Source organism: Streptomyces sp. NPDC107575 (assembly GCF_055657265.1).
On record NZ_JBVKBG010000002.1, the window covers coordinates 704,995 to 726,393 of the forward strand.

17 protein-coding genes are annotated in these 21,399 nt (G+C 71.1%); 13 read left to right on the forward strand and 4 right to left on the reverse strand.

The window, feature by feature from the left end:
• Positions 1 to 4 precede the first annotated feature (4 nt).
• From ACZ7L4_RS09850 to ACZ7L4_RS09890, 9 genes are all read left to right on the forward strand, one after another.
• Positions 5 to 1,381: a ThuA domain-containing protein gene (locus ACZ7L4_RS09850; protein WP_472101210.1), complete on the forward strand. Its 1,377-nt coding sequence runs from the start codon at positions 5 to 7 to the stop codon at positions 1,379 to 1,381.
• A 151-nt stretch (positions 1,382 to 1,532) separates the two neighbouring features.
• The gene (locus ACZ7L4_RS09855; protein ID WP_472101211.1) at positions 1,533 to 2,675 is read left to right on the forward strand and encodes an inositol-3-phosphate synthase; all 1,143 of its coding nucleotides are present in this window, start codon (positions 1,533 to 1,535) and stop codon (positions 2,673 to 2,675) included.
• Positions 2,672 to 3,802: an SCO3242 family prenyltransferase gene (locus ACZ7L4_RS09860; RefSeq protein WP_472101212.1), complete on the forward strand. Its 1,131-nt coding sequence runs from the start codon at positions 2,672 to 2,674 to the stop codon at positions 3,800 to 3,802. Before ACZ7L4_RS09855 ends, ACZ7L4_RS09860 begins: the two co-directional genes overlap by 4 nt.
• Entirely contained in the window at positions 3,799 to 4,689 is an 891-nt protein-coding gene (locus ACZ7L4_RS09865; RefSeq protein WP_472101213.1) for a sugar phosphate isomerase/epimerase family protein, read from the forward strand. Before ACZ7L4_RS09860 ends, ACZ7L4_RS09865 begins: the two co-directional genes overlap by 4 nt.
• Positions 4,686 to 5,372 carry an EboA domain-containing protein gene (locus ACZ7L4_RS09870; RefSeq protein ID WP_472101214.1) on the forward strand — a complete coding sequence of 229 codons (687 nt, stop codon included), beginning with the start codon at positions 4,686 to 4,688 and terminating at the stop codon, positions 5,370 to 5,372. The genes ACZ7L4_RS09865 and ACZ7L4_RS09870 overlap by 4 nt, the downstream gene beginning before the upstream one ends.
• On the forward strand, positions 5,372 to 6,223 hold the full coding sequence (locus ACZ7L4_RS09875; RefSeq protein ID WP_472101215.1) for a TatD family hydrolase: 852 nt from the start codon (positions 5,372 to 5,374) through the stop codon (positions 6,221 to 6,223). The genes ACZ7L4_RS09870 and ACZ7L4_RS09875 overlap by 1 nt, the downstream gene beginning before the upstream one ends.
• 3 nt (positions 6,224 to 6,226) lie before the next feature.
• Entirely contained in the window at positions 6,227 to 7,405 is a 1,179-nt protein-coding gene (eboE, locus tag ACZ7L4_RS09880) for a metabolite traffic protein EboE (RefSeq protein WP_472101216.1), read from the forward strand.
• The gene (locus ACZ7L4_RS09885; RefSeq protein WP_472101217.1) at positions 7,402 to 8,970 is read left to right on the forward strand and encodes a nucleotide pyrophosphatase/phosphodiesterase family protein; all 1,569 of its coding nucleotides are present in this window, start codon (positions 7,402 to 7,404) and stop codon (positions 8,968 to 8,970) included. The genes eboE and ACZ7L4_RS09885 overlap by 4 nt, the downstream gene beginning before the upstream one ends.
• Entirely contained in the window at positions 8,967 to 10,142 is a 1,176-nt protein-coding gene (locus ACZ7L4_RS09890; RefSeq protein WP_472101218.1) for a sugar phosphate isomerase/epimerase family protein, read from the forward strand. The genes ACZ7L4_RS09885 and ACZ7L4_RS09890 overlap by 4 nt, the downstream gene beginning before the upstream one ends.
• Positions 10,143 to 10,233: 91 nt before the next feature.
• Here ACZ7L4_RS09890 and ACZ7L4_RS09895 read toward each other — a convergent pair whose 3' ends face one another.
• From ACZ7L4_RS09895 to frc, 4 genes are all read right to left on the reverse strand, one after another.
• Positions 10,234 to 11,613 carry an OFA family MFS transporter gene (locus tag ACZ7L4_RS09895; RefSeq protein ID WP_472101219.1) on the reverse strand — a complete coding sequence of 460 codons (1,380 nt, stop codon included), beginning with the start codon at positions 11,611 to 11,613 and terminating at the stop codon, positions 10,234 to 10,236.
• Between the two features lies 1 nt (position 11,614).
• A complete protein-coding gene (locus tag ACZ7L4_RS09900; RefSeq protein ID WP_472101220.1) occupies positions 11,615 to 13,000 on the reverse strand; it encodes an OFA family MFS transporter in 1,386 nt (461 codons plus the stop codon).
• A gap of 123 nt (positions 13,001 to 13,123) precedes the next feature.
• Positions 13,124 to 15,277, reverse strand: a complete 2,154-nt coding sequence (locus ACZ7L4_RS09905) for an acetate--CoA ligase family protein (RefSeq protein ID WP_472101221.1) — start codon at positions 15,275 to 15,277, stop codon at positions 13,124 to 13,126.
• A gap of 3 nt (positions 15,278 to 15,280) precedes the next feature.
• Entirely contained in the window at positions 15,281 to 16,510 is a 1,230-nt protein-coding gene (gene frc / locus ACZ7L4_RS09910) for a formyl-CoA transferase (protein ID WP_472101222.1), read from the reverse strand.
• Between the two features lie 186 nt (positions 16,511 to 16,696).
• Here frc and sucC point away from each other — a divergent pair, with 186 nt between their 5' ends.
• From sucC to ACZ7L4_RS09930, 4 genes are all read left to right on the forward strand, one after another.
• Complete coding sequence (gene sucC / locus ACZ7L4_RS09915; protein ID WP_472101223.1) at positions 16,697 to 17,839, forward strand: ADP-forming succinate--CoA ligase subunit beta; 1,143 nt, start codon at positions 16,697 to 16,699, stop codon at positions 17,837 to 17,839.
• An 11-nt stretch (positions 17,840 to 17,850) separates the two neighbouring features.
• Positions 17,851 to 18,735, forward strand: a complete 885-nt coding sequence (sucD, locus tag ACZ7L4_RS09920) for a succinate--CoA ligase subunit alpha (protein WP_472101224.1) — start codon at positions 17,851 to 17,853, stop codon at positions 18,733 to 18,735.
• A gap of 141 nt (positions 18,736 to 18,876) precedes the next feature.
• Positions 18,877 to 20,412, forward strand: coding sequence for an aldehyde dehydrogenase family protein (locus ACZ7L4_RS09925; RefSeq protein WP_472101225.1), 1,536 nt, complete (start codon positions 18,877 to 18,879; stop codon positions 20,410 to 20,412).
• A 221-nt stretch (positions 20,413 to 20,633) separates the two neighbouring features.
• Positions 20,634 to 21,308, forward strand: a complete 675-nt coding sequence (locus ACZ7L4_RS09930; RefSeq protein WP_472101986.1) for a GntR family transcriptional regulator — start codon at positions 20,634 to 20,636, stop codon at positions 21,306 to 21,308.
• Positions 21,309 to 21,399: the final 91 nt, after the last annotated feature.

Consider the following 21,399-nt stretch of genomic DNA (forward strand, 5'->3'; position numbering starts at 1 on the left):
CGGCATGCGCGCTTCCGTACGCATCGGCCTCGCCACGACCGCCGCTGCCCTGCTCATCGGCGGTTTGACGGTCCCGGCCACCTCGGCGCCCGAGGGCGCCGGGGCCCGGGACCGGGTCCTGGTGTTCTCCAAGACCGCCGGGTTCCGGCACGACTCCATCCCCGAGGGCATCGCCGCCCTGAAGGAACTCGGCGCCGCCGACAAGATGGCCGTCGACACCACCGAGGACGCGACCGCCTTCACCCCGGGCAACCTCGCCCGGTACAAGGCCGTCGTCTTCCTCTCCACCACCGGCGACGTGCTCGACGCCGCGCAACAGAAGGCGTTCGAGGGGTACGTCGCCAAGGGCGGCGGCTACCTGGGCGTGCACGCCGCCGCCGACACCGAGTACGACTGGGACTACTACGGCGGCCTCGTCGGCGCCTGGTTCCAGGGGCATCCGGCGATCCAGCCGGCCACGGTCCGCGTCGAGGACCACAGGCATCCGGCGACGCACGATCTGCCGGACGCCTGGCAGCGCACCGACGAGTGGTACAACTACCGCTCCAACCCGCGCGACAAGGTGCACGTCCTCGCCTCCCTCGACGAGACGACGTACAGCGGCGGCACCATGAAGGGCGACCACCCGATCGCCTGGTGCCAGAACTACGGCGGCGGCCGCGCCTTCTACACCGGCGGCGGACACACCAAGGAGTCCTACGCCGACCCCGCGTTCCGCGGCCACCTGCGCGGCGGACTGCGCTACGTCACCGGGAAGGTCGCCGCCAACTGCCGCCCGAACACCGGCTACCGGGACATCTTCAACGGCAAGACGCTCGACGGCTGGAAACAGGCGGGACCCGGCGGCTTCACCGTGGACCCGGCGAAGGGGACGCTCGACTCCCAAGGCGGCATGGGCCTGCTCTGGTACCAGGCCAAGGAGCTGACGTCGTACTCCCTGAAGCTCGACTGGAAGATGTCGAGCGCCGACGGCGACGACAACTCCGGTGTCTTCGTGGGCTTCCCGGCCTCCGACGACCCCTGGTCGGCCGTCGACAAGGGCTACGAGATCCAGATCGACGCCACCGACGCGCCCGACCGCACCACCGGCGCGGTCTACTCCTTCCAGTCCGCCGACCTCGCGGCCCGCGACAAGGCCCTGAAGCCGCCGGGGGAGTGGAACTCCTACGAGATCAAGGTGCGGGGCGAACGCCTCCAGGTGTTCCTCAACGGAGTCGAGGTCAACGACTTCACCAACAAGGACCCCGCGCGGAGCCTGACCGACGGCTACATCGGCCTGCAGAACCACGGCGACTCCGACCAGGTGTCCTTCCGCAAGATCCGCCTGAAGGAACTCACCACCGCGTCCGACACGGGCGCACTGCCCGGCACGGGCGACTAGGACGGCGGCGGGCGAGGGACGCCGGACCCCCGCCCGCCGCCTTGCCCCGCCCCGCCGGGCGGGGCACCACCCAGCAGATTCCCGCGACTGCGCAGGCATCACTTCACGCATGACGTCTCGCATGGCTTCACGCTCGACTAGGAGGCTGCCCATGTCCGCCGGACCGTCCTGCCCTCCGTCCTCAACCGGCCCGCGGTTCGGTGTGTGGCTGATCGGGGCCCGCGGGTCCGTCGCCACCACGGCGATCGCGGGCTGCGCCGCCGTCGGCGCCGGGCTCCATCCGCCCTCCGGGATGGTCACGGAGACCGAGCCGTTCACGACGGCGGCCCTGCCCGCCCTGACGTCGCTCGTCTTCGGCGGCCACGACACCCTCGACTGCCCGCTGCCCAAGCGCGCCGAGCAGCTCGCCGCCGGGGGAGTGCTGCCGCACGGCCTGCCCGGCGCGGTGCACGGCGAACTCGCCGCCGCCGACCGGGAGATCAGACCCGGCGGGCCGTTTCCCGGCGACGGCCGTACCCAGGACGAGCTGATCGCCGCCTTCACCGCCGACATCCAGTCCTTCGTACGACGCCACGCCCTGGCCGGGGCCGTCGTCGTCAACGTCGCCTCCACCGAGGCACCCCCGCACGGCGACGACCTCCCGGCCAGCTCCCTGTACGCGGCGGCGGCCCTGCGCGCCGGTTGCCCGTACATCAACTTCACCCCCTCCACGGGACTCCACCACCCCTCTCTTCAGCACGCGGCCCGCGCCGCGGGCGTGCCCTTCGCGGGCCGCGACGGCAAGACCGGGCAGACCCTGCTGCGGTCCGTGCTCGGCCCGATGTTCCGCAAGCGCGCGCTCGACGTGCGCGCCTGGTCCGGCACCAACCTCCTCGGCGGCGGCGACGGCGCGGCCCTCGCCGATCCGGCCGCGGCCGCCGCGAAGAACGCCGGCAAGGAACGCGTCCTCGCCGACACCCTCGGCACCGTCCCTCAGGGCGAGGTCCACATCGACGACGTCCCGGCGCTCGGCGACTGGAAGACGGCGTGGGACCACATCGCCTTCGACGGCTTCCTCGGCGCGCGGATGACCCTCCAGACCACGTGGCAGGGCTGCGACTCGGCCCTCGCCGCGCCCCTCGTCCTCGACCTGGCCCGCCTGCTGCTGCGCGCCGCGCGGTCCGGACTGACCGGCCCCCGGCCCGAGCTGGGCTTCTACTTCAAGGATCCCGACCCCGGCGCGTCCTCCGACCTGGACCACCAGTACGAGGCCCTGCTCGCCTTCGCGGACCGCCTGCGGGACGGTGCGGCGTGAGCGGGGCGGGACGGGCCTGGGCGGAACTCCTGCGGCTCCCGGCCCTGTTCACCCTGCCCGGCGACGTCCTGGCCGGGGCCGCCGCCGCGGGCAGCCGCCCCACCCGCGGCACACTCCTGGCCCTCGGCGCCTCCGTCAGCCTGTACACGGCGGGCATGGCCCTCAACGACTGGGCCGACCGCGACGAGGACGCCCGCGACCGCCCGCACCGCCCGCTCCCCTCCGGCCGCATCCGCCCGGCCCACGCCCTGGCGGCGGCCGGAGCCCTGACCGCCACCGGCCTCGCCCTGGCCCACCGCTCCGACCGCACGACCGGCGCACTCGCCACGGCCCTCGCGGCCACGGTGTGGGCGTACGACCTCCGCCTCAAGTCCACCGCGGCGGGCCCCGCAGCCATGGGCACGGCCCGCGCCCTCGACCTCCTGATGGGAGCGACGGCAACGGTCGGGGCGGGGGCACGGGGGGCCTTGAGGCCGGCCGTTCCCATGGCCGCCGACCGGGCGGGAGCACCCGGTGCCCCGGACCTGGCCCGTACCGCGGCCGCCTTTCTAGCGGGGGCACGCGGTGTCCCGAACCCGGTCCGTGCCGGGGGCGCCGACCGGGCGGGAACGCTCGGTGCGCCGGGCCCGGACGCCGCCCCGGCGGGAGCACGCGTGCCCCTGAGGTCGGCCAGTGCCGCGCTCGCCACGCCGGCGGCGCCCCTCGCCGCAGCCGCCGCCCTCGCCGTCCACACCACCGCCGTGACCACCGTCTCCCGCACGGAGGCCCAGGGCGGGTCCAGCGCCGCCCCGCTGAAGGCCCTGGCCACCGGCGCCGCCATCGCGGCGACACTCCTCACGGCACGGGCGGGGCGTCCGGATCGACGGGGCCGGCCCACCAGTCCCGCCCCGGTCACCGTCGCCCTCCCCGCCGCCGCGTACGCGGTCACCGCCCTGCGCCCCCTGTTCCACGCCACCCTCAACCCCTCGCCCGCGCTCACCCAACGCGCCGTCGGGGCCGGGATCCGCGCGCTCGTGCCCCTCCAGTCCGCGCTGGCCGCCCGCTCCGGTGCCCCCGTGACCGCGCTTGGCACCCTCGCCCTCGCGCCCCTGGCCCGTCGGTTCGCGAAGAAGGTGAGCATCACGTGACCGCCACCGGAACCGGGCCGGCCCCACCGCGCTGGGGCTACGGCACCAACGGCCTCACCGACCTGCGCCTCGGCGACGCCCTCGGCCTCCTCGCCGACCTCGGCTACGACGGAGTCGGGCTCACCCTCGACCACATGCACCTGGACCCGCTCGCCCCGGACCTCGCGGCGCGCACCGCCGAGGTGGCCCGCGCCCTGGACCGGCACCGGCTCACGGCCACCGTGGAGACCGGCGCCCGCTACGTTCTCGACCCACGCCGCAAACACGGCCCCTCCCTCCTCGACCCGGACCCCGACGCCCGGGCCGCCCGCACTCAACTGCTCGTCCGCGCCGTCCAGGTCGCCGCCGACCTGGGCGCCCACGCGGTGCACTGCTTCAGCGGCAGTACCCCCGAGGGCACCGATCCGGAGAGCGCCTGGAAGCGCCTCGCCGCGGCGCTCACCCCCGTACTGGAAGCCGCCGAGGCCACCGGTGTCCCGCTCGCCATCGAGCCCGAACCCGGTCACCTCCTCGCCACGCTCACCGACTTCCACCGGCTGCGCCGCGACCTGGGCAGCCCCGAAGGGCTCGGACTGACCCTCGACATCGGGCACTGCCAGTGCCTGGAGCCGCTGTCTCCCGCCGACTGCGTCCGCGCGGCGGGGCCCTGGCTGCGGCACGTGCAGATCGAGGACATGCGCCGGGGCGTGCACGAGCACCTTCCGTTCGGGGAAGGGGAGATCGACTTCCCGCCCGTGCTCGACGCGCTCGCCGCCACCGGCTACCGGGGCCTGACCGTCGTCGAACTGCCCCGCCACTCCCACGCGGGACCCCAACTGGCCGCGCAGTCCATCGACTTCCTGCGCTCCGTGACGCCGTCGGCGGCGCTGCGAGGAGGCACACCATGACGCACGGCACCGGCACTGATACCGGCACCCTCCCGGCCCTCGGCACCGTCCGCGAACGTCTCGACGCCGCGCTGGACCCCGCCGCCCGCGGCTGGCTGCACGCGGCACTCGCCGACGCGGGCGGACGGCCAGACCGGCCCCGGCCCGAACAGGCGCTCCCCGCCTGGCAGTTGCGGTTCGCCGAAGCCGGGCGCCGCGTCGGCGACGAACGCGCGGACGCCGCCCGACTCCTGCTGCTGGACGCCGCCCGCGCCGACACCGCCACCCTCACCGCGCTGTACAACCAGGGCACCGCCGCCGAACGCCGCGCCGTCCTGCTCGCCCTGCCCCACCTCGTCACCGGCCCCGACGCCCGTCCCCTCGTCGAGGACGCCCTGCGCGCCAACGACACCCGCCTCGTGGCCGCCGCCGTCGGGCCGTACGCCGCCGCCCACCTGCCCGCCCACGCGTGGCGGCACGCCGTCCTCAAGTGCCTGTTCACCGGGGTGCCGGTGGCCGCCGTCGGACGGCTCGCCGAGCGCGCCCACGGCGACGGCGAACTCGCCCGGATGCTGCGCGACTTCGCCGACGAGCGCACCGCCGCGGGGCGCCCCGTCCCCGACGACCTGCACCGCGTCCTGGCCCTCACCGCGCCCGAGCCGCCGAAGGACGGCCGGGCCGATCCCCACGGCAAGGAGTCCTGATGCGCCTCTTCGACCCCCACATCCACATGACCTCCCGCACCACCGACGACTACAAGGCGATGCACGCCGCCGGGGTGCGGGCCCTGGTGGAGCCGGCCTTCTGGCTCGGCCAGCCCCGCACCTCGCCTGCCTCCTTCTTCGACTACTTCGACTCCCTCCTGGGCTGGGAACCCTTCCGCGCCGCCCAGTACGGCATCGCCCACCACTGCACGATCGCCCTCAACCCCAAGGAGGCGAACGACCCGCGCTGCACGCCCGTCCTGGACGCGCTGCCCCGCTACCTCGTGAAGGACAACGTCGTCGCCGTCGGCGAGATCGGCTACGACTCCATGACCCCGGCCGAGGACACCGCGCTCGCCGCCCAGCTCCAACTCGCCGCCGACCACGGCCTGCCCGCCCTCGTGCACACCCCGCACCGCGACAAGCTCGCCGGACTGCGCCGCACCCTCGACGTCGTCCGCGAGTCCGCGCTGCCCGTCGAGCGGGTCCTGATCGACCACCTCAACGAGACCACCGTCAAGGAGGCCAAGGACTCCGGCGCCTGGCTCGGCTTCTCCGTCTACCCCGACACCAAGATGGACGAGGAGCGGATGGTGGAGATCCTGCGCGTGCACGGCCCGGAGAAGGTACTCGTCAACTCCGCCGCCGACTGGGGCAACAGCGACCCGCTCAAGACCCGTCAGGTCGCCGACGCCATGCTCGCCTCCGGCTTCACCGACGACGACGTCGACCGCGTGCTGTGGCGCAACCCCGTCGCGTTCTACGGACTCAGCGAACGCCTGCGCCTCGACGTTCCGGCGGCGGAACCCGCCACCCACGAAGGCAACTCCATCCTGCGCGGCGGTGAGTGACCCATGCGCTTCCGGCACCCCGACGGCTCCACCGTCCACCTCGCGTACTGCACCAACGTGCACCCCGCCGAGACACTCGACGGCGTCCTCGCCCAACTGCGCGACCACTGCGAACCCGTGCGCAAACGCCTCGGCAGGGACCGCCTCGGCATCGGCCTGTGGCTCGCGAAGGACGCGGCCCGCGCCCTGATCACCGACCCCACCGCGTTGCGCGGACTCCGCGCCGAACTCGACCGGCGCGGCCTCGAGGTCGTCACCCTCAACGGCTTCCCCTACGAGGGCTTCGGCGCCGCGGAGGTCAAGTACCGCGTCTACAAGCCGGACTGGGCCGACGAGGAACGCCTCGACCACACCGTCGACCTGGCCCGGCTGCTCGGCGCCCTGCTGCCCGCCGACGCCACCGAAGGCACCGTCTCCACCCTGCCGCTCGCCTGGCGCACCGCCCACGACCCGCAGCGCGCCGAACGGTCCCACGCCGCCCTGCGCACCCTCGCCGAACGCCTCGACACCATCGAGGAGCTGACCGGCCGCTCCATCCGCGTCGGCCTGGAGCCCGAACCCGGCTGCACCGTCGAGACCACCGGCGACGCCATCGGCCCCCTCACCGACATCGCCCGCACCGACCGCGTCGGCCTGTGTCTGGACACCTGCCACCTCGCCACCTCCTTCGAACAACCCGGCGCCGCGCTCGACGCCCTGACCGCCGCCCACATCCCCGTCGTGAAGGCACAGCTCTCCGCCGCCCTCCATGCCGATCACCCCCATCTGCCCGAAGTCCGCTCCGCGCTTGCCGCGTTCGACGAGCCCCGCTTCCTGCACCAGACCCGCGCCCGCGCCGACGGCACCCTGCACGGCGTCGACGACCTCGGCGAGGCCCTGGCGGCCGACGGGCAGGGGCTGCCGCAGGGCGTGCCCTGGCGCGCCCACTTCCACGTCCCGCTGCACGCGGCCCCCGCCGCGCCCCTCACCTCCACGCTCGATGTCCTCAAGGACACGCTGACCCGCCTCGTCGGCGGGGCCCGTCCGCTCACCCGCCACCTGGAGGTCGAGACGTACACCTGGCAGGCGCTGCCGCCGGCGCTGCGCCCGCGCGGACGCCAGCAGTTGGCCGATGGCATCGCGGCGGAACTCGCCCTGGCCCGTGATCTGTTGACCGACCTTGGCCTCAAGGAGCTGCCATGACCTCCGGTGGTTCGTCGGATGCCCGGGGCGGCGCCGTCCCCACGCCACGGGGCTCCGCCCCGGACCCCGCTGCCCAATCGCCGCAGGGGCTTGATGTGCCCGGTCCACCGCACGCCGTCACGCCCCTCCTCGTCCTCGACGTCGTCGGTCTCACCCCCCGTCTCCTCGAACACATGCCGCGCCTCAAGGACCTCGGCCGGAACGGCTCCCGCGCTCCGCTCGGTACCGTGCTGCCCGCCGTCACCTGCGCCGCCCAGTCCACCTTCCTGACCGGGACCATGCCTGCCGAGCACGGCATCGTCGGCAACGGCTGGTACTTCCGCGAACTCGGCGACGTGCTGCTGTGGCGCCAGCACAACGGCCTCGTCGCTGGCGACAAACTCTGGGACGCCGCCCGCCGCACCCACCCCGGCTACACGGTCGCCAATATCTGCTGGTGGTACGCCATGGGCGCCGACACCGACATCACCATCACCCCTCGTCCCGTCTACTACGCCGACGGCCGCAAGGAACCCGACTGCTACACCCGGCCCCCGGCCCTGCACGACGAACTCACCGACAAGCTCGGCACGTTCCCCCTCTTCCACTTCTGGGGCCCCGGCGCCGACCTCGTCTCCAGCCGGTGGATCATCGACGCCACCCGCCACGTCCTGGCCACCCGGAACCCCGACCTGATCCTGAGCTACCTCCCGCACCTCGACTACGACCTGCAGCGCTACGGCCCCGACGACCCGCGCTCCCACCGCGCGGCCGCCGACCTCGACGCCGCCCTCGCCCCGCTCCTGGACGACGCCCTCGCCGAGGGCCGCACCGTCGTCGCCCTGTCCGAGTACGGCATCACCCGCGCCGACCGCCCCGTCCACATCAACCGGGCGCTGCGCCGCGCGGGACTCCTCGAGGTGCACACCCAGGACGGCATGGAGTACCTCGACCCGATGGCCTCCCGCGCCTTCGCCGTCGCGGACCACCAGATCGCGCACATCTACGTACGACGTCCTGAGGACCTCGATGCCACCCGCGCCGCGCTCGCCGATGTGCCCGGGATCGAGCAACTCCTCGACGACGAGGGCAAGAAGGCGCATCAGCTCGACCATCCGCGCTCCGGCGAACTCGTCGCCGTCGCCGAGGCCGACGCCTGGTTCACGTACTACTACTGGCTCGACGACGCCCGCGCGCCCGACTTCGCGCAGCTCGTCGAGATCCACCGCAAACCCGGCTACGACCCGGTCGAACTCTTCATGGACCCCCTCGACCCCTATGTGAAGGTCAAGGCGGCCACCGCCCTCGCCCGCAAGAAGCTCGGCATGCGCTACCGCATGGCGGTCGTCCCGCTCGACGCCTCGCCTATTCGCGGGAGCCACGGACGGCTCCCGGCGAGCGACGAAGAAGGTCCGCTCATCCTGTGCTCCACCCCCCACGTCCTTTCCGGCCGCGTCGCGGCCACCGAAGTGAAAGCCCTCCTCCTTGAACTCGCAGGAGGAGCAGTTACAGAGAGTGAAGCACACGCCACTGACAACGCCCGGGCCCTGAGCCCGGATTCACCGGACCGAAGGAAGACACCGTGACCGAACTTCACCGCACCGCCACCGCCGCCGACGCGGCAGCAGGCCCCGACGAGGCCCTCAGATCCCGCCTCGGCATCAACCGCCGCCGTTTCCTCAGCACCTGCACCGCGGCCGCCGGCGCCGCCATCGCCGCGCCCGTGTTCGGCGCGGCCCCCGCGCTGGCCCAGCCGGCCCCCGCTTCCGCCGCCGGCGGCCTCGGTACCAGGCTGATCCCCGCCGGCAAGCGCGGCATCATCCTCTACACCGTGCGCGACGCCATCGGCCGCGACCCGCTGAGCAGCACCCTGCCCTCCGGTTTCCGTGAGGTGTTCAAGGAGCTGGCCCGCTACGGGTACAAGCAGGTCGAGTTCGCCGGTTACGGACAGCACGCGAACGCGCCCGGCGGCGCGAACCTGGAGTCCGTCGCGGGCGCGAAGCTGCTGCGCTCGTGGCTCGACGAGTACGGCCTGCGCGCCCAGGGCAACCACGGCTTCATCCCGTCGTCCTGGCCGCTCACACAGGCGGACACCGACCAGTTCAAGAAGCACCTGGAGATCGCCAACATCCTCGGCATGGACCACATGGGCACCGGCGGCGACCCCACCGGCAGCTCGTACAAGGCGGACTGGGACGTCGCCGCCGACAAGTGGAACGCGCTGGGGCGGATCGCGGACCGCGCGGGCCTCAAGCTCTACACGCACAACCACGACGCGGCGTACGGGTTCCTGATCGACGGCGGCCCGCTCGACGACCAGGGCAGGCCCACCCGCAGTTCCGGCATCCGCAAGCTGGAGTACTTCCTGCGGGTCAGCGACCCGAAGACGGTGTGGCTGGAGATGGACATCTTCTGGGCGCACGTGGCCCAGTACAAGTTCCACACCTACACCGCGCACGACGGCTCCACGCGCGAGAAGGTCTTCGACCCGGCCGCCCTGGTCGTCGCGCACAACGCGCGCTACCCGCTCTTCCATGCCAAGGACGGCACCCGCAACGACACCAACGGCATGGGCTACGACATGGTGCCCTTCGGTGAAGGTGTCATCGACTACCGGACGTTCTTCAAGCGGGTCGGCGCCCGCAACTACCACAACCCCATGGTCGAGCAGGACAACGCGCCCAGCGCCACCGTCCCCGGCCAGTCCCTGACCCACGCGCGGATCGGCTACGACAACCTGGCGGCACTCCGCAAGTAGCGCACGCCCACGGGAACAGCGCACACCACATGAGTGGGGCCCGGCCATCAGGCCGGGCCCCACTCAACTGTTACGGACGCACCTTACGTGATCATGTCAACGACACCGCCTTCTCGTTACGCCCCGGCTGCCGCAGCAGCAGGGCCACGAGCGCCGACAGCATGGAGATCCCGCCGGCCAGGGCATACGCGCCGTTGTAGCCCCAGGCGCCGACCACCATCGAGCCGAGACCGCCGCCGAACAGGCCGCTGATGAGCTTGCCGCTGTACACCAGGCCGTAGTTGGTGGCGTTGAAGTTCTCCCCGAAGTAGTCCGGGGTCAGCGCCGCGAACATCGGGTAGAACGCGCCGCCACCGAAGCCGGACAGGAACGCGAAGACCAGGAACAGCCACTCGCTGCGGATGTCGCCCGCCCAGATGATGCCGAACTGGGCGAGGCCCAGGACGACGATCACGAGGATCAGGCTCGCCTTGCGGCCCCACAGGTCGGACATCCAGCCGACCACGGCCCGGCCGACACCGTTGATGACCGCCATGACACCCATCGACGAGGCGGCGACCAGCGGACCGAAGCCGACCTCCTTGGCGAAGTCGACCTGGAAGGAGATGCCGAAGATCGACACACCTGCCGTCAGGACCAGGCTCAGCCACATCAGCGGCAGCTGGCCCGTCTTGATGGCCTCCATGGGGGTGAACTGGCGTACCGCGGGCGGGTTCTTGGCGAGAGCGCGCTCGCTCTTGCCCGAGCCCGACGTGGCGAGCGGGTCGACCTCCGAGGGCCACCAGTTCTTCGGCGGGTCCCGGAAGAAGAACGCACACACCAGCACGACGACCAGCACATAGGCGCCGATCATGTCGAGCACCCGGTGGTAGTTCGAGGTGTCGAAGGCGTAGTTGAAGATGAAGATGAACGGAAGCGAGCCGTAGGCGAAGCCTCCGTTGACGAAACCTGTCCTGCCGCCTTTGCGTTCGGGGTACCACTTGCCGACCATGTTGATGCAGGTCGCGTACACGAACCCGGAGCCGAGTCCGCCGATCACGCCGAATCCGACGATGGCCAGCCACACGTTGTGCAGGTGTGACAGGGCCAGGAAGCCGATCATGCACAGGAAGGCGCCCACGTACATGGCGCGGCGGGCCGGCATGATGCCCTTCTCCCGCAGCCAGCCGGCCGGGAACGCCACACCCGCCTGGAAGAACACCCAGACACTCAGGATCCAGAAGGTGTTGGACTGCGTCCAGCCGTGCGCCGAGGACAACGTGTCCTCGGCGGACCCGTAGGCGTACTCGGACACACTGATGGCCATCATCGCGACCCATGGCAGATACACCATGAACTTGCGGGAGTGGCCGAGGATGTCCCGGTCGGTCTCGCCCACGCGATAGATCCGGCCGTGGTCGTCGGTTATTTCTCGGTACCGGCTCCCCGTAGCCGGTGCCGTATTGCTAGCGGAGACAGGTTCCGCCGTCATATCAAGCCATCTCCTCACCAAGGGGGTGTGGGTTGGGGTGGACCCCACGCTTCTTGGGCCTACCGGGCGGAGACAGGAACAGAGCCACGAAGCCGGCGAAGAACGAGATGCAGCCGGCCAGGATGAAGGCCCCGGAGTGTCCCCAGGCGCCGACGACGACGGACCCCATGCCCGCGCCGAGCCCCGAGACGAGCTTGGAGCTGTAGACCATGCCGTAGTTGGTGGCGTTGTTGTTCTCACCGAAGTAGTCCGCGGTCAGGGCCGCGAACATCGGGAAGATCGCGCCACCGCCGAACCCGGAGATCGCGGAGAAGATCAGGAACATCGCGAGGAGCTGCTCCGAGGCCGACCAGATGATGCCGAACTGGGCGAGGCCCAGGATCACGCAGACCGCCAGCAGACACTGCTTGCGGCCGTACCGGTCGGACAGCCAGCCGATGACACCACGACCGGTGCCGTTGACGACCGCCTTGAGTGACATCGCGGTGGCCACGATCCCGCCCGCGAATCCCGCTTCCTTGCCGATGTCGACCTGGAAGGCGATGCCGAAGATGTTCACACCCGACGTACAGGCCAGGCAGAACCACATCAGCGCGACCCGGCCCGTCTTCCATGCCTCCATGGGGGTGTACTGCTTGACGGCCGGCGGGTTCTTCTCCAGGGACCTGCGCGCACGCGGGTCCTCCGGAGGGTTGAGCGGGTCGATGTTCGCCGGCCACCAGTTCTTCGGCGGGTCCTTGAAGAAGGAGCCCGCGACGGCCACCATCGCGGCGAGCAGGACACCCACCGAGACCAGCACCCAGCGGAAGTTGGTCAGGTCCATGAACCCGGTGAACAGGAACACGAACGGCACGGACCCGTAGGCGAAACCGCCGTTGACGAATCCGGTCTTGCCGCCCCTGCGCTCCGGGTACCACTTGCCGACCATGTTGACGCAGGTCGCGTACACCATGCCGGCGCCCATACCGCTGAAGACACTGAAGCCGATGTAGGCGACGATGACGTGCGGTGCGAAGGCCAGCGACAGATAGCCGAGGAAGGTGCCCGCGGCGCCGAGCATCATGGCCCAGCGGGCCGGAAGTTTGCCGCTCTCGCGGAGCCTGCCCGCGGGCATGGCCACGGCCGCCTGGAAGAACACCCAGACGGTCATCATCCAGAAGATGTGTCCGCTGTTCCAGTGGTGCGCGGTGTGCAGGGTGTCCTCGGCGGACGCGAACGCGTACTCCGCGGACGAGATGCCCATCATGCCCACCCAGGGCAGGATGACCATCCACTTGCGTCCGCGACCCATGATGTCGATGTCGCTCTCGCCAACCCGGTACATCCGGCCGTTGGCGTCCGTCACCTCCCTGTAGGGGACGGAACTCGGCAGATCGGTTGTTGTCATGTCGATCGTTTCCCTTGCGTCGAAAGATCTGGGCAGCGCCCCCTGTCCAAATTTCTTTCGTGTGCGCACGGGGCCTGGGCCCGGCCGGCGCGCACCGCCGACCGGACCCGCCGGTCGGCTACGTCATCGACCGCCCCCCAACTTCCCTGCCGCGCGGGCCCACTTGTACTTCGCGCCGAGCACCGCGACGGGCTTCTCGGTCGTGTACGGGTACGCGACCACGCCCCGGTCGAAGAGGTACTGGCACGCCTCCTCGACCTCGACGTCGCCGGCCAGCGAGGCCACCACGGGCTTCTCGATGCCGCGCTCCCGGAACTCCTGGACGACGCGCGCCGTCACCTCCGCGAACACCATGGGCGGGGTGACGATGGTGTGCCAGTAGCCGAGCACCAGCGAATGGATCCGCGGGTCCTCGAGGCCGAGCCTGATCGTCGCCTCGTACGTCGACGGGGGCTCGCCGCCCGTGATGTCGACGGGGTTGCCCGCGGCGCCGAACGGCGGGATGAACTTCCGGAAGGCCTCGTCCAGGTCGGCCGGGATCTCCATCAGTTCGAGCCCGTTGTCCATCACGGCGTCCGAGAGCAGCACTCCCGAGCCACCGGCCCCCGTGATGATCACGACGTTGTCGCCCTTGGGGGTCGGCAGCACCGGCAGCGCCCGCGCGTACTCCAGCATGTCGTTGAGGCCGGGCGCCCTGATGACACCGGCCTGCTTGAGGATGTCGTCGTACACGGCATCGTCGCCCGCGAGCGCGCCCGTGTGCGATCCGGCCGCCTTGGCGCCCGCCGCCGTACGGCCCGCCTTCAGGACGACGACCGGCTTCTTCGGCACGGTCTCGCGCGCGGCCTGCACGAAGGCCCGCCCGTCCTTGAGGTCCTCCAGGTGCATCGCGATGCAGTCGGTGTTGGGGTCCTCGCCGAACCAGGTGAGCAGGTCGTCCTCGTCGAGGTCCGACTTGTTGCCGAGTCCGACGATCGCCGAGACACCCGTCTTGGTGGTGCGCGCGAAGCCCAGGATGGCCATGCCGATGCCACCGGACTGACTGGTGAGCGCGACGCCGCCCTTCACGTCGTACGGCGTGCAGAACGTGGCGCACAGGTCCTGCCACGTCGAGTAGTAGCCGTAGATGTTCGGGCCGAGCAGGCGGGTGCCGTAGCGCTCGGCGATGGCCACGATCTCGTCCTGGAGCTCCTGTTCGCCGGTCTCGGCGAAGCCGGAGGGGATGAGGACCGCGTTGGGGATGCCCTTGCGGCCGACCTCCTCCAGGGCCGATGCCACGAACTTCGCGGGGATCGCGAAGACCGCCACGTCCACGTCGCCGGGGACGTCCGTGACACTCTTGTACGCCTTGCGGCCGAGGATGTCGTCGGCCTTCGGGTTCACCGGGTGGATCTCGCCGGAGAAGCCGCCGTCGATGAGGTTGCGCATCACCGAGTTGCCGATCTTGCCCTGCTCGTTCGAGGCGCCGATCACGGTGATGGAGGAGGGCTGCATCAGCCGCCGCATCGAGGTGAGGATCTCCTCGCGGCTGTAGGTGCGCCGCTGCTTCTGCTCGCCCTCGGCGAGGATGACGCGGATGTCGGCGGCGAGCGCGCCCTTCGGGGTGGCGATCACCGGGTTGAGGTCGACCTCGGCTATCTCCGGGAACTCCGTGACCAGTTGGGACACCCGGCGGATCTGCTCGGCCAGTGCCTCCCGGTCGACGCCCTTGGCGCCGCGCACACCGCGCAGCACCTCCGCCGCCTTGATCGAGTCGAGCATGTCGAGGGACTCGTCCTCCGACACCGGCGCGAGCCGGAAGGTGACATCCTTGAGTACCTCGACGAGTACGCCGCCGAGCCCGAAGGCGACGACCTTGCCGAAGGTCGGGTCGGTGACGGACCCGACGATGACCTCCTGGGTGTCGGGCCCGGTGGGCAGCAGTTCCTGGACCTGGATTCCGGTGATGTGCGCGGTGGAGTCGTAGGCGTGCGCGTTGTCGACGATGCGCTGGTAGGCCTCCCGTACGGCGGCCTCGCCCTCCACACCGACGACGACGCCGCCGGCGTCGGTCTTGTGCAGGATGTCGGGCGAGACGATCTTGAGCACCACGGGTCCGCCGAAGCGGGCCGCGGCCGCCACCGCCTGGTCGGCATCGGTCGCGAGCTCCTCGCCGGGGACGGCGATGCCGTACGCGTCGGCGATCACCTTTCCCTCGGGCGCGGTGAGCGCTGTACGTCCCTCGGCCCGTACGGTGTCGAGCAGCGCCCGTACCTTGAGCTCACGTTCCTCGGCCATCAATCAGATCACTCCGTTCGACTTGAGCAGACGCAACTCTTCGTCCCCGAGGCCGAGTTCACCGATGAAGACCTCCGCGTTGTGCTCGCCGAGCAGCGGGGAGGAGGTGACGTCGACGGGGGAGTCGGAGAGCTTGAGAGGGGAACCGACGGTCTTGAAGGAGCCGCGCCCCGGGTGCGGCACTTCGACGACCATGTCGTTGGCGACCAGCGACTCGTCCTCGATGATCTCCTTGGTGGAGAGGATCGGGCCGCAGGGGATGTTGTGGGCGTTGAGCTTGTCCAGGACCTCCCACTTGGGGAGCGTCGAGGACCACTCCTCGATGAGCTGGAACATCTTGTTGAGCTTCGGAAGCCGCGCCTCGGGCGTGGCCCAGTCGGCGTCCTCGGCGAGTTCGGGCCGTCCGATCAGCTCGGTCAGCGGCTTCCAGCCGACGGGCTGGACGATGACGTAGACGTAGTCGTTGGGGCCGCCGGGTGCGCACTTGACGGCCCAGCCGGGCTGTCCGCCGCCGGAGGCGTTGCCGGAGCGGGGGACCTCGTCGCCGAAGTCCTCGTTCGGGTACTCGGCCAACGGGCCGTGGGTCAGGCGCTGTTGGTCGCGCAGCTTGACGCGGCACAGGTTGAGGACCGCGTGCTGCATGGCGACGTTCACGCGCTGCCCGCGTCCGGTGTTCTCGCGCTGGAACAGGGCGGCCAGGATGCCGGCGACCGTGTGGATGCCGGTGCCCGAGTCGCCGATCTGCGCGCCGGTCGCGAGGGGCGGTCCGTCCTCGAAGCCGGTGGTCGACATGGAGCCGCCCATGGCCTGGGCGACCACCTCGTACGCCTTGAAGTTGGTGTACGGGCCCTCGCCGAAGCCCTTGATGGAGGCGTAGATGATTCGGGGGTTGATCTCCTGGATGCGGTCCCAGGTGAAGCCCATCCGGTCGACGGCGCCGGGGCCGAAGTTCTCCACCAGCACGTCGGAGCGGCGGATCAGTTCGGTCAGCAGCTCCTTGCCGCGCTCCGTCTTGGTGTTCAGGGTGATGCTCCGCTTGTTGCAGTTGAGCATCGTGAAGTAGAGGGAGTCGACGTCCGGGATGTCACGCAGCTGCTTGCGTGTGATGTCACCGGTCGGCGCCTCCAGTTTGACGACGTCCGCACCCAGCCACGCCAGCATCTGCGTGGCGGATGGGCCTGACTGGACATGGGTCATGTCCAGGACGCGCACACCCTCGAGTGCCTTGGTCACGAACGACTCACCTCGCTACTGGTCCACGGTCGGTCCACCGTCGGCTCGTACATTGCATACAGTCGCCGAATACTGTATGAAAACTGGTATCCCGCATTGCGCGGATGGTGTCCAGGGGGCGTGCAGCACTTTTCCTTTCCGTAGCCGAATCAAGGGCTGAAGCAGGAACCCAGACAGGAGCCGCAAATGGACCTGTACGAACACCAGGCGAGGGACCTGTTCGCGGAGCACGGCATCCCCGTTCCGCGGGCCGAGGTCACCGAATCCGCCAAGGAGGCCCGCGAGTTCGCGCGTCGGCTCGGTGGCCGCGTCGTCGTCAAGGCGCAGGTCAAGACGGGCGGCCGGGGCAAGGCGGGCGGCGTCAAGCTCGCCGCCGACCCGGCCGCCGCCGAGCTGACGGCGCGCCAGATCCTCGGCATGGACATCAAGGGCCACACCGTACGAAGGGTGATGCTGGCCCAACCCGTCGACATCGACCGCGAGTTCTACGTCTCCTACGTCCTCGACCGCGCGGCCGGCACGTTCCTCGCCATCGCCTCCGCCGAGGGCGGCATGGAGATCGAGGAGGTCGCCGCCACCCGGCCCGAGGCCGTGGCCCGGATCCCCATCGACCCGGCCGTCGGTGTCACCTCCGCCGTCGCGGCGCGCATCGCCGAGGCCGCGGGCCTTCCGCCGCAGACCGTCGACGTCCTCGTACGCCTGTGGGACGTCCTGACCCGCGAGGACGCGCTGCTCGTCGAGGTGAACCCGCTCGTGCGCACCGCACAGGGGCAGATCCTCGCGCTCGACGGCAAGGTGACCCTCGACGACAACGCCCGCTTCCGCAACGCCCGTTGGGGCGAGAGCCCGGAATCCGAGCACGACGAGCCCCTGGAGGCACAGGCCGCGGCCAAGGGGCTCAACTATGTGAAGCTCGACGGCGAGGTCGGCATCATCGGCAACGGCGCCGGGCTCGTCATGTCCACCCTGGACGTGGTCGCGGGCTGCGGCGCGAAGCCCGCCAACTTCCTCGACATCGGCGGCGGCGCCTCCGCCCAGATCATGGCGGACGGCCTCGACGTCATCCTCTCCGACCCGGCCGTGAAGTCCGTCTTCGTCAACGTCTTCGGCGGCATCACCGCCTGCGACGCGGTCGCCGACGGCATCGTCCAGGCCCTGGAACACGTCCAGCTGACCAAGCCGCTCGTCGTCCGCCTCGACGGCAACAACGCCGCGCGCGGCCGGGCCATCCTCGAGGAGCGCGCGCACCCGCTGGTCGAGCAGGCCACCACCATGGACGGCGCCGCACGCCAGGCCGCCGAACTCGCCCTCGCCCCCAACCCCCTCTAAGGAGGCCGGACATGGCCATCTACCTGACCCAGGAGAGCAAGGTCCTCGTCCAGGGCATGACCGGCGCCGAGGGCACCAAGCACACCCGCCGCATGCTCCAGGCGGGCACGAACATCGTCGGCGGCGTCAACCCCCGCAAGGCCGGCAGCAGCGTCGACCTCGAAGGGCGCGACGTCCCGGTCTTCGGTACCGTCGCCGAGGGCATGGCGGCCACCGGAGCCGACGTCACCGTCGTCTTCGTGCCGCCGGCCTTCGCCAAGGACGCCGTCATCGAGGCGGCCGACGCGGGCATCCCCCTTGCGGTCGTCATCACGGAGGGCATCCCGGTGCACGACGCCGTCGCCTTCCAGGCGCACGCGAAGCGGCAGGGCACCCGGGTCATCGGGCCCAACTGCCCGGGCCTCATCTCGCCCGGCGCCTCGAACGCGGGCATCATCCCGGCCGACATCACCAAGCCGGGCCGGATCGGACTCGTCTCCAAGTCCGGCACCCTCACCTACCAACTCATGTACGAGCTGCGCGACATCGGCTTCTCGACGTGTGTGGGCATCGGCGGCGACCCCGTCGTCGGCACCACGCACATCGACTGCCTCGAAGCGTTCGAGGCCGACCCCGAGACCGAACTCATCGTGCTCATCGGGGAGATCGGCGGCGACGCCGAGGAACGCGCCGCGGCGCACATTCGCGAGCACGTCACCAAGCCCGTCGTCGGCTACATCGCCGGATTCACCGCGCCCGAGGGCAAGACGATGGGCCACGCCGGCGCCATCGTCTCCGGCTCATCGGGCACGGCCGCGGCCAAGAAGGAGGCCCTCGAAGCGGCCGGTGTCCGCGTCGGTGCCACGCCGACGGAGACGGCGCGGCTCGTCCTGGACCGCCTCGCGGACGGGCAGTGACGCTTCTCATAGGCGCCAACTAGCCATCCCTGTACGCCAATTGGCATACGGGAGGTGTCCGCCGGGCACCTCCCGTCCACAGCACCACCAGCCATCAAGTACCCCGCCCCGACTGTGCACCGTGAGCGGAGAGAAAACACCATGGCAATCACCCTCAAGTCCGGCACCTCCTGGGCCGACGCCTGGCAGCGCTGCCTCGCCGTCGCCCCCGAGGCCTTCCGCGACGACCGCGTCCTCAATCTGTGGAACGGCGCCTGGCAGGCCGACGGCCGCGCCCTGCCCGCCACCAGCCCCGTCGACGGCAGCCCCATCGCGGGCCCGCCGCGCCTCGACGCCGACACCGCCCACCAGGCCGTGCGCGCCTCCCTCGACCAGCACCGCGCCTGGCGGCACGTCCCGCTGCCCGAGCGGCGCGCCCGCGTCGCCGCGACCCTCGACGCCCTCACCCAGCACCGCGAACTCCTCGCCCTGCTCCTCGTCTGGGAGATCGGCAAGCCGTGGCGGCTCGCGCAGGCCGACGTGGACCGCGCCATCGACGGCGTGCGCTGGTACGTCGACGGCATCGACGACATCCTCGGCGAGCGCACGCCGCTGCCCGGGCCCGTGTCGAACATCGCGAGCTGGAACTACCCGATGAGCGTGCTCGTCCACGCCATGCTGGTCCAGGCCCTTGCCGGCAACGCGGTCATCGCCAAGACACCCACCGACGGCGGTGTCTCGTGCCTGACCCTCGCCTGCGCGCTCGCCGCCCGCGAAGGCATCCCGGTCACGCTCGTCAGCGGCAGCGGCGGCCAGCTCTCCGAGGCGCTGGTGCGGGCGCCGGAGATCGGCTGCGTGTCCTTCGTCGGCGGCCGGGACACCGGTGCCGCCGTCGCCACGGACGTCGCCGACCTCGGCAAGCGGCACATCCTGGAGCAGGAGGGCCTCAACACCTGGGGCATCTGGAACTTCACCGACTGGGACAAGCTGACGGCCGCGATCCCCAAGCTCTTCGACTACGGCAAGCAGCGCTGCACCGCCTACCCGCGGTTCGTCGTGCAGCGCGAGGCCTTCGACGACTTCCTCGCCGCGTACCTGCCCGCCGTCCGCACCCTGCGCGTCGGCCACCCGCTGGCCGTCGAGCAGCCCGACGACCCGTACCCGGCGCTCGACTTCGGCCCGCTGATCAACGCGGCGAAGGCCAAGGAGCTGCACGACCAGGTCGCGGAGGCCATCGACCGCGGGGCCGTCCCGCTGCACCGCGGCGCCCCCGACCCGGCGCTGTTCCTGCCGGGCCAGGACACCAGCGCGTACGTGCACCCGGTCACGCTGCTCGGGCCGCCGCCGTCCTCGCCGCTGCACCACGCCGAGCCGTTCGGCCCGGTCGACACCCTCGTGCTCGTCGACACCGAGGCGGAGCTCCTCGCGGCGATGAACGCATCCAACGGCGCGCTTGTCGCCACCCTGTCCACCGACGACGAGGCGACGTACGAGCGGCTCGCGCCGCAGATCCGCGCGTTCAAGGTCGGCCACGGCAAGCCGCGTTCGCGCGGGGATCGTGACGAGCTGTTCGGCGGGTTCGGGGCGTCGTGGCGCGGCGCCTTCGTGGGCGGCGAACTCCTGGTCCGCGCGGTGACCGAAGGGCCGGCGGGGGAGCGGCTTCCGGGCAACTTCCCCGAGTACCAGCTGATGCCCTGACGCAGCTGCGGCGGGGTCCCGCGCGGCGCAGGGGGCGCTCCCCGCCGCACGTGAACCCCGCCGCCGTGCCGCGGGGCGAGTTCTCGCCCGCCCCGCGCACACGATGTGTCGACGGGATATTGTGTACAGGCTGGGATTGCCCTCGGCAAGAACTACGACAATCCCCATGCGGGAAGCGTGGGTTGGGATGCCGTGGACGCAGGACGGAAGGGGCCTCGATGTTGCCGACCGCAGGACTGCCGCAAGGTGCCGTGCCCAAGCTGGATCGACCCGGACCGCTGCGCGAGCGGGTCTACGGCGCGCTCCTCGAACTCATCATCAATCGCACGCTGCCGCCGGGCGCCCATCTCGTCGAGACCGAACTCGCGGCGCAGCTCGGGGTGTCGAGACAGCCCGTGCGCGAGGCGCTGCAGCGGCTCAGCACTGAGGGGTGGGTCGATCTGCGGCCGGCGCAGGGCGCGTTCGTGCACGAGCCGACCGAGGACGAGGCGGACCAGCTCCTGACGGTGCGCCAGCTCCTGGAGACCGAGGCGGTCCGGCTCGCCGCGGGGAAGGCCGACGCCGTCGCCGTCGCGGCCTTGGAGGAACTGTGCGAGGCGGGGGAGCGGGCGGTCGCGGCGGACGACGTGGAGGCGGCGGTGGCGCTCAACGCGCAACTGCACGGCGCCGTCATGGAGTTGGCGGCCAACGAGGTCCTCGCTGAGCTGGCCGCACAGGTCGACCGCCGGGTGCGCTGGTACTACACGCCGGTGGCGCGGCAGCGCGGGCACCAGTCCTGGGCGGAGCACCGCGAGCTGATCGCGGCGCTGGCGGACCGGGACGAGGTCCGCGCGGCCGAGGTCATGCGCGCGCACACCGAGCACACGCGTAAGTCGTACCACCAGCGCGCGCGGTAGCGGACCGTGCGGCCGAGGCAGGGGAATGCCGCCGCTGAGGATTGCATACAGTCGACGGATACTGTATGAACATTGGTATGTGCCGCTCTTC